At 63.2% G+C, this 14,519-nt stretch carries 13 protein-coding genes; 10 read left to right on the top strand and 3 right to left on the bottom strand.

The window, feature by feature from the left end:
- Positions 1-3 precede the first annotated feature (3 nt).
- The 3 genes from CDV46_RS06335 to CDV46_RS06345 are packed head-to-tail and all read left to right on the top strand — an operon-like array spanning position 4 to position 2,743.
- Positions 4-1,278: a high-affinity branched-chain amino acid ABC transporter permease LivM gene (locus CDV46_RS06335; RefSeq protein WP_058375564.1), complete on the top strand. Its 1,275-nt coding sequence runs from the start codon at positions 4-6 to the stop codon at positions 1,276-1,278.
- Positions 1,275-2,042 carry a high-affinity branched-chain amino acid ABC transporter ATP-binding protein LivG gene (gene livG / locus CDV46_RS06340; RefSeq protein WP_058375565.1) on the top strand — a complete coding sequence of 256 codons (768 nt, stop codon included), beginning with the start codon at positions 1,275-1,277 and terminating at the stop codon, positions 2,040-2,042. The genes CDV46_RS06335 and livG overlap by 4 nt, the downstream gene beginning before the upstream one ends.
- Positions 2,042-2,743, top strand: coding sequence for an ABC transporter ATP-binding protein (locus CDV46_RS06345; RefSeq protein WP_058375566.1), 702 nt, complete (start codon positions 2,042-2,044; stop codon positions 2,741-2,743). The genes livG and CDV46_RS06345 overlap by 1 nt, the downstream gene beginning before the upstream one ends.
- Before the next feature lie 120 nt (positions 2,744-2,863).
- On the opposite strand, the gene CDV46_RS06350 is transcribed toward CDV46_RS06345, so the two are convergent.
- Both CDV46_RS06350 and CDV46_RS06355 read right to left on the bottom strand, forming a co-directional pair.
- Positions 2,864-3,361, bottom strand: a complete 498-nt coding sequence (locus tag CDV46_RS06350; protein WP_087687371.1) for an SRPBCC family protein — start codon at positions 3,359-3,361, stop codon at positions 2,864-2,866.
- The gene (locus CDV46_RS06355; protein WP_087687370.1) at positions 3,361-3,696 is read right to left on the bottom strand and encodes an ArsR/SmtB family transcription factor; all 336 of its coding nucleotides are present in this window, start codon (positions 3,694-3,696) and stop codon (positions 3,361-3,363) included. Before CDV46_RS06355 ends, CDV46_RS06350 begins: the two co-directional genes overlap by 1 nt.
- A gap of 163 nt (positions 3,697-3,859) precedes the next feature.
- Here CDV46_RS06355 and ribBA point away from each other — a divergent pair, with 163 nt between their 5' ends.
- From ribBA to CDV46_RS06375, 4 genes are all read left to right on the top strand, one after another.
- Positions 3,860-4,981, top strand: coding sequence for a bifunctional 3,4-dihydroxy-2-butanone-4-phosphate synthase/GTP cyclohydrolase II (ribBA, locus tag CDV46_RS06360; protein WP_058375569.1), 1,122 nt, complete (start codon positions 3,860-3,862; stop codon positions 4,979-4,981).
- A gap of 128 nt (positions 4,982-5,109) precedes the next feature.
- Positions 5,110-5,625, top strand: a complete 516-nt coding sequence (gene ribH / locus CDV46_RS06365) for a 6,7-dimethyl-8-ribityllumazine synthase (protein ID WP_058375570.1) — start codon at positions 5,110-5,112, stop codon at positions 5,623-5,625.
- Positions 5,625-6,074, top strand: coding sequence for a transcription antitermination factor NusB (gene nusB, locus CDV46_RS06370; RefSeq protein ID WP_058375571.1), 450 nt, complete (start codon positions 5,625-5,627; stop codon positions 6,072-6,074). Before ribH ends, nusB begins: the two co-directional genes overlap by 1 nt.
- Before the next feature lie 109 nt (positions 6,075-6,183).
- Positions 6,184-7,386, top strand: coding sequence for a pyridoxal phosphate-dependent aminotransferase (locus tag CDV46_RS06375; RefSeq protein ID WP_087722103.1), 1,203 nt, complete (start codon positions 6,184-6,186; stop codon positions 7,384-7,386).
- A 147-nt stretch (positions 7,387-7,533) separates the two neighbouring features.
- Here CDV46_RS06375 and CDV46_RS06380 read toward each other — a convergent pair whose 3' ends face one another.
- Complete coding sequence (locus tag CDV46_RS06380) at positions 7,534-8,589, bottom strand: lytic transglycosylase domain-containing protein (RefSeq protein ID WP_087687368.1); 1,056 nt, start codon at positions 8,587-8,589, stop codon at positions 7,534-7,536.
- 568 nt (positions 8,590-9,157) lie between these two features.
- Here CDV46_RS06380 and CDV46_RS06385 point away from each other — a divergent pair.
- The 3 genes from CDV46_RS06385 (at position 9,158) to CDV46_RS06395 (ending at position 14,472) form a co-directional block, all read left to right on the top strand.
- Positions 9,158-10,708 (top strand): UbiD family decarboxylase, encoded by a 1,551-nt coding sequence (locus CDV46_RS06385; RefSeq protein WP_087722104.1) that lies wholly within the window; start codon positions 9,158-9,160, stop codon positions 10,706-10,708.
- Positions 10,709-10,883: 175 nt separating this feature from the next.
- Positions 10,884-12,395: an NAD-dependent succinate-semialdehyde dehydrogenase gene (locus CDV46_RS06390; RefSeq protein WP_087722105.1), complete on the top strand. Its 1,512-nt coding sequence runs from the start codon at positions 10,884-10,886 to the stop codon at positions 12,393-12,395.
- Between the two features lie 460 nt (positions 12,396-12,855).
- Entirely contained in the window at positions 12,856-14,472 is a 1,617-nt protein-coding gene (locus CDV46_RS06395) for an APC family permease (protein ID WP_087687365.1), read from the top strand.
- The last annotated feature ends 47 nt before the right edge of the window (positions 14,473-14,519 follow it).

Raw genomic sequence — 14,519 nt, forward strand, 5'->3', positions numbered from 1 at the left:
ACCATGACACAACAACTCACGCTCAAGTCCGGCGCCGTCAACCGTGCGCCGGCCGGAGAGACGCTCAAGGGCGCGGTCATCGCCACGCTCGTGACGATCATCCTCACGGCCCCCATCCTGGGCCTGCAACTGAAGCTCGAAGGCTATCAGGTCGTGCTGGAGCAACACTGGCGTCCCGTGTGGATCGCCGCCGCGATCGTGTTCATCTTCCAGATGATCAAGCCGATGCTGCTGCGCTCCAAGCGTGCGGTGAAGCTGCCGACCATGCCCACGCTGGGCCGCCGTCAGCAACTGCTCGCGATGTGGGTGCTGCTCGCCATCGGACTCGTGTGGCCGTTTGTCGGCTCGCGCGGTGCGGTGGACGTGGCAACGCTGGCGCTCATCTACTGCATTCTGGGTCTCGGCCTGAATATCGTGGTGGGCTTCGCCGGTCTGCTCGATCTGGGCTATGTCGGCTTCTACGCCGTCGGTGGCTACACGTATGCGCTGCTCAATCAGTACTTCGGCCTGACGTTCTGGGAATGCCTGCCGCTGGCCGCACTCATGTCGGCGACGTTCGGCTTTCTGCTCGGCTTCCCGGTGCTGCGTCTGCGCGGTGACTATCTGGCCATCGTGACGCTCGGCTTCGGCGAAATCATCCGCCTGCTGCTCAACAATCTGACGAGCATTACGGGCGGCCCGGACGGCGTGTCGGGCATTCCGAAGCCCAGCGTGTTCGGCTTCGAAATGGCGCGCTCGTCGAGCGTCGAAGGGGCGAAGACTTTCCATGAGTTGCTGGGCATGTCGTACAGCGGCTCGCACATGGTGATCTTCCTGTACCTGCTCGCGTTCGTACTCGTCGGCTTCACGCTGTTCGTCACCAGCCGCCTGATCCGCATGCCGATCGGCCGTGCGTGGGAAGCGCTGCGCGAAGACGAAATCGCCTGCCGATCGCTCGGTCTGAACCCCACGCGCATCAAGCTCTCGGCGTTCACGCTGGGTGCGTCGTTCGCGGGGCTGGCCGGTGCGTTCTTTGCGGCGCGACAAGGGCTCGTAACGCCCGAGTCGTTCACGTTCATCGAATCTGCGCTGATTCTCGCCGTCGTGGTGCTGGGCGGCATGGGCTCGCAGGTCGGCGTGATTCTCGCGGCCATCCTGCTCACCGTGTTGCCGGAAGTGGCGCGCGGTTTTGCCGAGTACCGGATGCTGATCTTCGGTCTGGTGATGGTGCTGATGATGATGTGGCGTCCGCAGGGCCTGCTGCCCGCCACTCGCCCGCATGTGGAGTTGCCGCAATGAGTGCAGACCTGTTGAAACTTTCCGGCTTGCAGATGCGCTTCGGCGGTCTGCTGGCTGTCGACGGCGTCGAGTTCGCCGTGCGCAAGAACGAAATCTTCGCCGTGATCGGCCCGAACGGTGCCGGCAAGACCACCGTGTTCAACTGCGTGGGCGGTTTCTATCGCCCCACCGCCGGTTCGATCATGCTCGACGGTGGCGACATCACGGGGCTGCCGAGCCATATGGTGGCGCGTCGCGGGCTGGTGCGCACGTTCCAGAACATTCGCTTGTTCCGCCAACTGACGGTAGTCGAAAACCTGCTGGTCGCGCAGCACATGCGCGTGCACAGCGGTTTTCTGCAAGGGCTCTTCTCGACCGGCGCATTCCGCCGTGCCGAGCGCACCGCCCTTGAGCGTGCCAAGCACTGGCTCGACCGTCTGGGTTTGACGGCCGTGGCCAATCGCGAAGCCGGCACGCTCTCGTACGGACATCAGCGCCGGCTGGAAATCGCGCGCTGCATGATCACCGAGCCGCGTCTGCTCATGCTGGACGAACCGGCTGCCGGTCTGAATCCGCAGGAAAAGATCGAGTTGCAACAACTCGTCGACAACCTGCGGCATGAGTTCGGGATCTCGGTGCTGCTGATCGAGCACGACATGAGTCTCGTGATGGGTGTCTCCGACCGGATTCTCGTGATGGAACACGGCAAGCCGATCATGACCGGCAAGCCCGACGAGGTGCGCAACGACCCGCGCGTCATCAAGGCCTACCTCGGGGAGGAATAATGCTGAAGCTGGAACAGATCCACACCCATTACGGGGCCGTCGAAGCGCTCTCGGGCGTATCGATCGAAGTGAACAAGGGCGAGATCGTCACGCTCATCGGCAGTAACGGCGCGGGCAAGACCACGCTGATGATGACGGTATGCGGCACGCCGCGCGCATCGAGCGGGCGCGTGATGTTCGAGGGCAATGACATCACCGGCAGCCCGACGCACGAAATCATGCGCATGGGCATGGCAATTTCGCCGGAAGGCCGTCGCGTGTTCCCGAGTCTGACCGTCATCGAGAACCTCAAGATGGGCGGCTTTTTCGGGTCCAAGCATGAGATCGAAGCGGGCATGGAGCACGTCTTCAAGCTGTTTCCGCGGCTGGCGCAGCGCGGCAAGCAACGCGCGGGGACGATGTCCGGCGGCGAGCAGCAGATGCTTGCCATCGGGCGCGCGTTGATGAGCCGTCCGCGTCTGCTGCTGCTCGATGAGCCGACGCTGGGCCTCGCACCGCTCGTGATCGCGCAGATCTTCGACATCATCCGCACGATTCGCGAAGAAGGCGTGACGGTGTTTCTGGTGGAGCAGAACGCGAACAAGGCCTTGCACGTCGCCGATCGCGGCTACGTGCTCGAAACCGGACGCGTGGTGCTCGCCGACTCGGCCGACAACCTGCTGGCGAACGACGACATCAAGCGCGCGTATCTCGGCGCGTGATGGGTGCAGTCGCCGCGCGAAGGCGACGTCGACACGTCATGTGAGCGATAAGGCCTGAGTGCAAAAAGGGGACACGTTTTCGCGTGTCCCCTTTTTCATTTCAACGCCCGCGCATCAGCGTCACTTCATCAGTTCGACCAACTGATCGAGCGCCTTGCCCCAACCGTCGTGGAAGCCCATCGCTTCGTGCTGCGCGCGCGTGGCCTCATCGCCATGCATCGCGATCGCCGTGTAACGGGTGCCCTTGCCATGCGCCTCCATCAACACCGCCGCCGTGAAGTGGAAACCGCCATGTTCGGCGACCGGCGCAGGCGCGGGACGAAAACCCGGCAGCACTGCGTTGGTCCACACGAGACGCGAGTTCTCCTCCACTTCCAGATAGCAGCCCACGTTGGGGAATTGCTGCCCCTCCGGCGAGCGCATCACGGTATGAAAAAGACCGCCCGGGCGCAGATCGATCTCGCACTCGACGGTCTGCCACGGCGCTGGAGTGAACCACTTCTTGAGATGTTCCGGCTGCGTCCATGCCGCCCAGACACGCTCACACGGCACGTCGACGTAACGTTCGAGCACCAGATCGAGTTTGGGGTCGACCGAGAAGAGATTGGCATGGCTCATTAGGGTGTCTCCTTCATCTGCAACAGGTAGTTGTCGAGTTGATCGAGCCGGCGGGTCCACTTGTCACGCTGCAATTGCAGCCAGTCCTGCGCGCTCGCCAACGTTTCGGTCTCGAGCGCATAGGTGCGCACGCGGCCCGCTTTGGTTGACACGACCAGCCCGCACTCCTCAAGCAGCTTCAGGTGCTGCGAGAACGACGGCAACGCCATCGAAAACGGTTGCGCCAGCTCGCTCACCGACGCCGGACCGAACGTCAGACGTTCGACCACCGCCCGGCGTGTTGGATCGGAGAGCGCCTGAAAGACTCGATCGAGAGGGATGGAATGGTTAGTCATGTGCCTAACTATAGTGATCGACATTACTTAGGTCAAGACCTTTGTTTTCAAATGTCCTTGATTGCCGGTTTTCAGGGCGATTCGACACGAGAATCGGGCGCAGCCGTGCACCGGCTTGGCGTAGAATAGAGCCTTTCCAAATTCAGCCCCCGCGTTGCCCGCTATGCCGTTGGCCACTACAGAAGAAATCATTGCCGAGCTCAAGGCCGGCCGCATGGTTGTCCTCGTCGATGAAGAAGATCGCGAGAACGAGGGCGATCTCGTCATGGCAGCTGAGTTCGCAACCCCGGAAGCCATTAACTTCATGGCGAAGTACGGGCGCGGGCTGATTTGCCTCACGCTCACGCAGGCGCGCTGCAAGCAACTGAACCTGCCGTTGATGACCTATCGCAATGGCACGCAGTATGGCACCGCCTTCACGCTGTCGATCGAAGCTGCCGAGGGCGTGACCACCGGCATTTCGGCCGCCGACCGCGCTTATACCGTCAAGACCGCGATTGCCAAGGAAGCGCGCCCGGAAGACATCGTCCAGCCGGGCCACGTGTTCCCGATCATGGCGCAGCCGGGTGGCGTGCTGGTCCGCGCGGGTCACACCGAAGCCGGCTGCGATCTGACAGCGATGGCCGGTCTCACGCCCGCCGCTGTGATCTGCGAGATCATGAACGACGACGGCACGATGGCACGCCTGCCGGAACTGCTGGTGTTCGCCGAGCAACACGACATCAAGATCGGCACCATCGTCGATCTGATCCATTACCGCAGCCGCACCGAGTCGATGATCGAGACGGTTGCCACGCGCGAAATGCAAACCGCATGGGGCCCGTTCCAGGCCACGCTGTACCGCGACAAGCCGAGCGGCAACCCGCATCTCGCGCTGGTACGCGGCACGCCGTCGCCGGACGACGAAACGCTGGTGCGCGTGCACGAGCCGCTGTCCGTACTCGATCTGCTCGAAACCGGTGTGTCGACCCACTCGTGGACGCTCGCCGGTGCGATGAAAGCCATTGCCGAAAACGGCAAGGGTGTGGTCGTGCTGCTGAATTGCGTGGAAACGCCCGACCATCTGTTCGGCCAGTTCGAAGCCCTCGACGAAACCGAGAAGGCCGCGCGCGCCAAGCGCCGCCCGGTGGACTTCCGGACGCACGGCGTCGGCGCGCAGATCCTGCGCGAGCTGGGTGTCGGTAAAATGCGAGTGCTCTCCAGCCCGCGCAAGATTCCGAACATGGCAGGTTATGGCCTCGAGGTCACCGGCTTCCAGCCGATGCCCGGCGCCGAAGTTGCCTGAGCAACATTGAATCATTGCCCCGCCGTCTGACGGCGGGGGTATGACAACGCCGAGCGGCGCTCCTCGCGGGCCCGCTGGCACAACGTAGGCCGCACCGCCTGGACGGTACTTTTTTAAGGAAGCCCATTATGGACATCGGACAATACCAGCCGGAACTCGACGGTGAAGGCCTTCGCGTGGGCATCGTGCAGGCGCGTTTCAACGATGCGGTTTGCACGGCATTGCGTGACGCCGCCATCGCCGAACTCGACCGTCTGGGTGTCGACGGCGAAGACGTGCTGCTCGTGTCGGTGCCCGGCGCACTGGAAATCCCGCTGGCATTGCAGAAGATGGCCGAAAGCGGTCAGTTCGACGCACTCATCGCGCTGGGCGCGGTGATTCGCGGCGAAACGTACCACTTCGAGCTGGTCTCGAACGAAAGCGGTGCCGGCATTACGCGCATCGGCCTCGATTTCGGTATTCCCATCGCTAACGCGGTGCTGACCACCGAAAACGACGAACAGGCCGAAGTGCGCGCCGCCGAGAAGGGTCGCGATGCGGCCCGCGTGGCGGTGGAAATGGCCAATTTGCTCGAAGCCCTGGATGTACTGAACGGCGACGACGAAGCGGATGAAGACGAAGACGAAGAAGAGGAAGATCGGTAATGAAGAGTGCTCGCCGCCGCGCGCGCGAATTTGCGCTGCAAGGGTTGTATCAATGGCTGCTCTCGCGCGACCACGCGGGTGAGATCGATGCGCACCTGCGCACCACCCCGGGCTACGACAAGGCTGACCGCGCCCACCTGGATGCCTTGCTCCATGGCAGCATCCGTGAAGCGGATGCCTTGTCGCTGCAACTGCAACCGTACCTTGACCGTCCGGCAGCCGAGCTGTCGCCGGTCGAGCACGGGGTGCTCGTGCTCGGTGCCTACGAACTGATTCACCACCTGGACATTCCGTACCGCGTGGTGATCAACGAGGCAGTGGAGTTGGCCAAGACCTTTGGCGGCGTGGAAGGCTTCCGTTACGTGAACGGTGTGCTCGACAAGTTCTCGGCCGAAGTGCGCCCGGACGAAGTCGCCGCCAATCGCGGCGGACGCGGCAAGAGCGCCTGATAGCGTCTGAAGTCCCGGGAATTCGTCAGCACCCATGTGCGCCGGCGAATTCCCGCCAGTTCTCCCCGCCGTATCCCCCCTCCACCCTCTCCATCCGCCCCCCGCCAACATGGACCGTACGCCCGACCTCGCCCCCGCGCTGAAACTGGCACAACGTGTCGACGACATCGCGCCGTTCCACGTCATGGAGCTTGCCAAACAAGCCGCCCTGCGTGAAAAGGCCGGACACGACGTCATCCACATGGGCATTGGCGAGCCCGATTTCACCGCGCCCGAGCAAGTGATCGAGGCCGCGGCGAAGGCGATGAGAGACGGGCGCACCCAGTACACCAGCGCGATGGGATTGCCCGCGCTGCGCGAAGCCATCTCCGACTACTACCGTAGTTACTACGGGGTTGAGGTCGACCCGTCGCGCATCGTCGTGACGGCGGGTGCCTCAGCGGCACTCGTGCTAGCTTGTGCCGCACTGGTCGGCGTGGGTGACGAGGTGCTGATGCCAGACCCGTGCTACCCGTGCAACCGGCACTTCGTGTCGACGTTCGACGGCAAACCGGTGCTGATTCCGTCCGGCCCTGCCGAGCGTTTTCAACTGACCGCCGAGCGTATCGAATCGCACTGGGGCCCGGCGACACGTGGCGTGTTGCTGGCTTCGCCGTCAAACCCGACCGGCACGTCGATCGAAACCGCAGAGTTGGGCCGCATCGTCAAATCGGTACGGGCGCGCGGTGGCTTTACGCTGGTCGACGAGATTTATCAGGGGCTGAGTTACGACGGCAAGCCCACCACGGCACTGAGCTTCGGCGATGACGTGCTGGTGGTGAGCAGCTTCTCGAAGTATTTCAATATGACGGGATGGCGTCTGGGCTGGCTGGTTGTGCCGCCCTCGCTCGCGCCGACGTTCGAGAAGCTCTCGCAGAATTTGTTCATCTGCCCGTCGGCGGTTGCGCAGCATGCGGCGATCGCCTGCTTCCGCCCCGACACGCTGGCGATTTACGAAGCCCGCAAGGATGCCTTCCGCCATCGCCGCGACTATGTGGTGCCGGCACTTGAACGACTCGGCTTCAAGGTGCCCGTCATGCCGGACGGCGCGTTTTACGTCTACGCCGACTGTTCGGGCGTGCAGCATCCGGACGCTGGCGACAGCGACCGCCTCACGCAAGCGCTGCTGCAACAGGCGGATGTCGTGCTGGTGCCGGGACTGGACTTCGGTTTTGCCGAACCCCGCAAGTACATCCGGCTGTCGTACGCCACGTCGCTCGAAAAGCTGCGCGAGGCTATGGGCCGTATCGAACGGGTCTTCACCGGCGGCTGATCTAAAGCCCCCTAAGGCTCACCAAAAACAAAAAACCCATCGAATCGCTTCGATGGGTTTTTTGTTGGTCCGCATCCCCTTCTATATAGAGAGCGATGCGTTCCGGGCGGCGATGCACTGGCCATCGTGCATCAGAGCGGAGTTCGCTCAGGCTGCCGTGCTGTCATCCGCTTCGAGCGGCTTGGCAGCGGCGGCCTTGCCGGTTGCCGACACGCTCGGTGCCGGTGCGGATTCCGCGGCCGACTCATCAGCCTTGCCTGCCGAGACCGGCTTGGTCACAGGCTTTGCAGCGCTGACGATCACCGGCGCTTGCGGCGCGTTCGGCGAGATCTTGCGGCCCATGGCCACACCACGCAGACGATCACGCTCGGCGAGCACCTTCGCACCGTAGCCGCCGTCGCCCGCACTGGTCGAGCCGACATACAGGCGCAGGCCGCCGGCGAGTGAACCGCCACGTGCGATGCATTCCTTCAGAATCAGCGCGCCGACCTTGATGTTGGCGAGCGGATGCAGTGCCGCTTCCGGACCGCCGAAGTATTCCAGCTTGTCCTGATGCACCTTCGACATGACCTGCATGAGGCCCTGGGCGCCAACGGTGCTTTCGGCATACGGGTTGAAACCCGATTCGATCGCCATGACCGCCAGCAACAGCAGCGGGTCGAGACCCACTTCCTTGCCCGTCGTGTAAGCGGCGCGCACGAGGTTACCCGTCACGTCGCCGGCCACGCGATAACGGCGGGCCAGATAATCGCCCACGGCCACTTGTTCGCGCGTGTCGAGCACCTTGCCGGCACGGGCATCGGCTGCCACGCGCTGGTTCGGGATATAGGCAGCGAGAACGGCTGCCGAGGGCACGTGTTGTGCGGCTTGCGCCATCATCGTGGCGTCGGAGGGCATGCCCTGCGCCACGGTGCTGCCGTTCGCACCGCCGTGATTGGCCGCATTGGCCGACCCGGTGGCTGCTTCGATCAGCGGACCGACACGCGACGCCAGATCGGCGCGCCACGTCGGTCGGGCCCACAACGCGAGCGTACCGACCACGGCGACAAGACCGACAGCGCTGGACGTATACAGTCCAACACGACCGCCATGCCACGCGAGGCGACGCCAATCGCGGCGAGCCGCGGCTACCGTTGCCACGCCACGCGCTTGCAGCGCACGGACAGCGGCCAGTAGCCAGGGTGATAAACCAGACTTCTTCATACTGCGTACTCCGGTTACGCCGTCACCACGGGGTGGTCCCGCGGCGTAAGGAAACGAGCCGGGATGCCCGCCAGGCATTCCGTGAAGCGCTCATTTACGGCATAGGGAAAAAGGCGGTGCACCGTGTTTGTCATCAACGATGCCACTACCGCCGCAGCGCGCCGACCTGTTCGGTCCCCGGCGCTGACGAGCTATCGCTCGCGCTGCTTCCTAAAACACTGGTTTCCCGACCTCGGTGAGAAAACCAGCCACTGAAAATCCACGTCGATGTTGTAGTTGTCGCTAAGCTCGATCGGGTTGGCCTACCCGTCATCGAAGCCGCCTTTCTGGATTCAACGGGCGGATTGTAGCAGCGATATATAATCCGTCAATACTATGAATTAGAAAAATCATTACTAAAAGTAATTTGTAACAGGTGTTTTGCCGTGTCGTTTCAGGCTTCCGAACGGTAGAATGGCCCGCACTAGCCTGCGTTTACGGGGCAAAAACCCGCCCTTCCGCGAATTCGAACGGTCGTTTTCAGCGCCTGTATGAATTCCGTAAAAATTTTTTGGTAACCGTTTGTTTCATGAAATATCTCGATCTTCGTGACTTCACCACGCAACTGGAGCGATCCGGGCAGCTTCGTCGTGTAGACGTGCCTGTCTCGCCGGTGCTGGAGATGACGGCGCTGGCCGATCGCGTACTCAAGGCGGGCGGCCCCGCGCTCTGGTTCGAGCGGCCGACCGGTTACGACATGCCCGTGCTCGCCAACTTGTTTGGCACCCCTGAACGAGTGGCGCTCGGCATGGGCGTCGAAAAAGGGGAAAACGCACTGGGCTCGCTGCGCGAACTCGGTCAGCTTCTTTCGACACTCAAGGAACCCGAACCGCCTCGCGGCCTGAAAGACGCGGGTAAATTGCTCAGCATGGCCAAGGCAGTTTGGGATATGGCACCGAAAGAAGTCAGCAGTCCGGTGTCTCAGGAGATCGTCTGGGAAGGGGACGACGTGGATCTCGCGCGTCTGCCGATTCAGACGTGCTGGCCCGGCGACGCCGCCCCCCTGATTACTTGGGGACTCGTCATTACCAAGGGCCCGCACCGCAAGCGCCAGAATCTGGGCATCTACCGCCAGCAGGTCATCGGCCGCAATCAAGTCATCATGCGCTGGCTCGCGCATCGCGGCGGCGCGCTCGACTTCCGTGAGTTTGCGCAGGCGAACCCCGGCAAGCCGTTCCCGATTGCCGTGGCACTGGGCGCCGACCCGGCCACCATGCTCGGCGCAGTCACGCCGGTGCCCGATACGCTCTCGGAGTATCAATTCGCCGGTCTGCTGCGTGGCAGCCGCACGGAGTTGGGCAAGTGCCTGACCCCGGGGCTGGAATCGTTGCGCGTGCCGGCCCGCGCCGAGATCGTGCTCGAAGGCTTTATCTATCCGTCGGATCAGTCGCCCGAAGTGCCGAAGGGTGCCCCGCCGCCGCCCTCGCGCGGCGCGACCGCCGGTTACGCCCACGCCCTCGAAGGGCCTTACGGCGATCACACCGGCTATTACAACGAGCAGGAGTGGTTTCCGGTGTTCACCATCGAGCGCATCACGATGCGCCGCAACGCCGTCTACCACTCGACCTACACGGGCAAACCGCCCGACGAACCGGCCGTGCTGGGCGTCGCGCTCAATGAAGTGTTCGTGCCGCTGCTGCAAAAGCAGTTTCCGGAGATCACCGACTTCTATCTGCCGCCAGAAGGTTGCAGCTACCGCATGGCCATCGTGCAGATGAAGAAGGCCTATGCCGGTCACGCCAAGCGGGTGATGTTCGGTGTGTGGAGTTTCCTGCGCCAGTTCATGTATACGAAGTTCATCGTCGTGGTCGACGAGGACGTCGATATCCGCGACTGGAAGGAAGTGATCTGGGCGATCACGACGCGCGTCGATCCGACCCGCGACACCACGCTCGTGGACCAGACGCCCATCGACTATCTCGACTTCGCCTCGCCCGTGGCCGGTCTGGGCTCCAAGATGGGCATCGACGCCACCAACAAGTGGCCCGGTGAAACTTCCCGCGAGTGGGGGCGTCCCATCGAAATGACCGCAGACGTCGACGCTCGGATGGCCACGCTATATAAAAACCTCGGCCTGTAAGCTCCGCTGACTCCGGGTCACTCGCGCCGTCACAAAGCGCGAGTGACATTGGAGTAAGCTGGCGACCGACGTATTGACGTACTGACGCACCGACAAGCCGTATCCGTTTCCGTCCCCGAGCAGCGCCCCTGTCTATATATAGGCAGCGCTGCCGGATATCGAGAGGAGAGCTATCGTGTCGCACCCCCCGCATTCCCCCCAGTCCACGCATTCCCCCCATCAGAAGCACCCCGCCCTCAGCCGCCTGAAAGACCCCGGCCTACTCAAGTCCGACGCCTACATCGACGGCGCATGGACCCCTGCCGACTCCCACGCCACCTTCGCCGTTACCGACCCGGCCACCGATGCCGAAATCGCCCATGTGGCCGATCTCGGCGCCAAGGAAACCGAGCGAGCCCTCGTCGCCGCCGAAACCGCCCTGCCCGACTGGCGCAGCAAGACCGGCAAGGAGCGCGCCCGCATCATGCGCCGCTGGTTCGAATTGATCATGCAGGCGCAGGACGATCTCGGCGCCATCATGACCGCAGAGCAAGGCAAGCCGCTGGCCGAAGCCAAGGGCGAAGTCGCCTACGGCGCGTCGTTCATCGAGTGGTTTGCCGAAGAGGCCAAGCGCGTGAACGGCGACGTGCTCAGTTCGCCCGAAGGCGGCAAGCGCATGTTCGTCATCAAGCAGCCCATCGGCGTGTGCGTCTCGATCACGCCGTGGAACTTCCCCATCGCGATGATCACGCGCAAGATCGCCCCGGCCATTGCCGCCGGGTGCACGATCGTGGTCAAGCCAGCCCGGCTCACCCCGCTCTCGGCACTGGCGCTTGCCGAACTGGCCGAGCGCGCCGGATTGCCCAAGGGTGTATTCAACGTCGTGACGTCGAAACACTCCGGCGACGTGGGCGACGTGCTCACCGCCAGCCCGCGCGTGCGTCACCTCTCGTTTACCGGCTCAACCCCGGTCGGTGCCAAGTTGATGGAGCAATGCGCCCCCACGATCAAGAAGGTGGCCCTCGAACTGGGCGGGCTCGCGCCGTTCCTCGTCTTTGACGACGCCGACGTGGATGCCGCCGTCGAAGGCTGCATTGCCTCCAAATTCCGCAATGCCGGTCAGACCTGCGTGTGCGCAAACCGCATCTACGCGCAGGACGGTATCTACGACGCCTTCGTCGAGAAGCTCACCGCCGCCGTGGGCAAACTCCGCGTAGGTAACGGCTTCGAACCGGGCGTGGCCGTCGGCCCTCTGATCGAAGACGCCGCCGTCGAGAAGGTGGAGCGCCACGTTGCGGATGCGGTCAGCAAGGGCGGGCGCGTCACCGTCGGCGGCAAGGTGCTGCATGGCCGCTTCTTCGCCCCGACCGTGGTGGCCGACGCCAGTGCCGACATGCTCGTCGCACAGGAAGAAACCTTCGGCCCGCTCGCCCCGGTGTTCCGCTTCAAGGACGAAGCCGACGGCATCCGCCTCGCCAACTCGACCGATTTCGGGTTAGCGTCGTACTTCTTCGCCCGTGACGTCGCACGGGTCTGGCGGGTCGCCGAAGCGCTCGAAGCCGGCATGGTCGGCATCAACACCGGACTGATCTCGAACGAAGTCGCGCCGTTCGGAGGTGTCAAACAATCCGGTCTGGGGCGCGAGGGGTCGAAATACGGCATCGACGAGTACCTTGAAATGAAGTATCTCTGCCTCGCGTCGACGTGACGATCATCCGACCCTTTAATACTTTGTAATAGGCGTTGTCCCGCTCTGAGAACCGCGCCATCGCTGGCTTGCATGCATTTCTACGAAATGTCGTGCATCAGCCGGCAATGTCGAAAGTGTTACAAAGTCCCACAGATGGACACGGCCTCGGGTAGAATCGCGCTTTTTTCGCGAACAGCGACTCCGACCCTCATTTCGCTCTGTGTAACGGCTTGCCTCCGATACACCTGCGAAACCCGCAAAATCGCCACCGGAAATACGCCGGTGTGTGGCGAAGGGCCAGAGCGGAATTCGCGAAGTCCGATCAACAGAAGTCACGTCCGGTAGCGCCGCCCCCCGCGTCGTCACGCCCTGTGATGACATCCGGCCTGCCGACGGTTTGTCCGCCCTCGCGTAACTCGCCAACCCGCCCTCATCGGTGCTGGCGTGTTGCTCCCCCCGGGCGTGGAGAAGACATCGAATGGATAACAACCCATCCCTCATGCGCAACATCGGGCCGTTCGCCCTGATGTTGACGGGTCTTGGCTCGATCATCGGCTCCGGCTGGTTGTTCGGTGCCTGGAAGGCGGCGAAGATCGCCGGACCCGCGGCCCTTTTGGCCTGGATCATCGGCGCCGTCGTCATTCTGGCCATCGCTCTCACCTATGCCGAACTCGGCGCCATGTTCCCCGAATCGGGCGGCATGGTCCGTTACTCGCGCTACTCGCACGGCAGCCTCGTCGGCTTTATCGCGGCGTGGGCCAACTGGATCGCCATCGTCTCGGTCATTCCGATCGAAGCCGAGGCCTCGATCCAGTACATGAGCACGTGGCCGTACGACTGGGCACACCAGTTGTTCGTCGACGGCACCCTCACCACCAGCGGCCTGTTGTTATCCGCCCTGCTCGTGATCGTGTACTTCATGCTGAATTACTGGGGCGTGAAGCTGTTCGCCCGCGCCAACACGGCGATCACGCTGTTCAAGTTCGCGATTCCGGCGCTCACCATCGCCGGTCTCATCATCGCGGGCTTCCATCCGGGCAACTTCAACATTGCCGAGCATGGCGGCTTTGCCCCGAACGGCATGTCGGCCGTGCTCACCGCCGTGGCCACCTCGGGCATCGTGTTCGCGTTCAACGGTTTCCAGAGTCCGGTGAATCTGGCCGGTGAAGCGCGCGACCCGGGTCGCAGCATCCCGTTCGCCGTGGTCGGCTCGATCCTGCTCGCCACCGTCATCTATCTGTTGCTGCAAGTCGCCTACATCGGCGCGCTCTCGCCCGAGCAGCTCAAAGGCGGCTGGCACATGGTGAGCTTCAGCTCGCCGTTCGCCGAACTGGCGATTGCGCTGGGCCTGAACTGGCTGGCGATCGTGCTCTATTTCGACGCCTTCCTGAGCCCGAGCGGCACCGGCACCACGTATATGGCGACCACCAGCCGCATGATCTATGCGATGGAGCGCAACCGCACGATGCCCGCGATCTTCGGGCGCGTGCATCCGCTCTATGGCGTGCCGCGTCCGGCGATGTGGTTCAACCTCGCCATCTCGTTCGTGTTCATGTTCTTCTTCCGCGGCTGGGATACGCTGGCCGCCGTGATCTCGGTCGCTACCGTGATCTCGTACCTGACGGGCCCGATCAGCGTCATGGCCCTGCGCCAAGCAGCGCCGGAGCTGCATCGTCCGCTGCGCCTGCCGGGCCTGTCGCTCATCGCGCCGTTCGCCTTCGTGTGCGCGTCGCTGATTCTGTACTGGGCCCGTTGGCCGCTGACCGGCGAAATCATCGTGTTGGTGGTCGTCGCCCTGCCGGTGTACTTCTACTATCAGGCGCGGGACAAGTGGAAGGGTTTCGGCCACGACCTCAAGGCGTCGTGGTGGCTGATTGGATATCTGCCGATGATGGCGCTGCTCTCGTATATCGGCAGCAAGGAATTCGGTGGCCTCGGCGTACTGCCTTACGGCTGGGACATGGTCATCGTCGGCGCGCTTTCGCTGGCGTTCTACCACTGGGGGGTGCGCTCGGGCTGGCGCACGCCGTATCTGGATGAAGAGCGCGAGCAGGACGCCGCGAGCATGGACGGCATGCCGGCGCTGTCACACTGAGACAGTGATGCATTGATGTCGTGACGCCGCAAAGAAAAAGCCCGCCA

It is taken from the genome of Pandoraea sp. PE-S2T-3 (assembly GCF_002179965.1).
GTDB lineage: Bacteria > Pseudomonadota > Gammaproteobacteria > Burkholderiales > Burkholderiaceae > Pandoraea.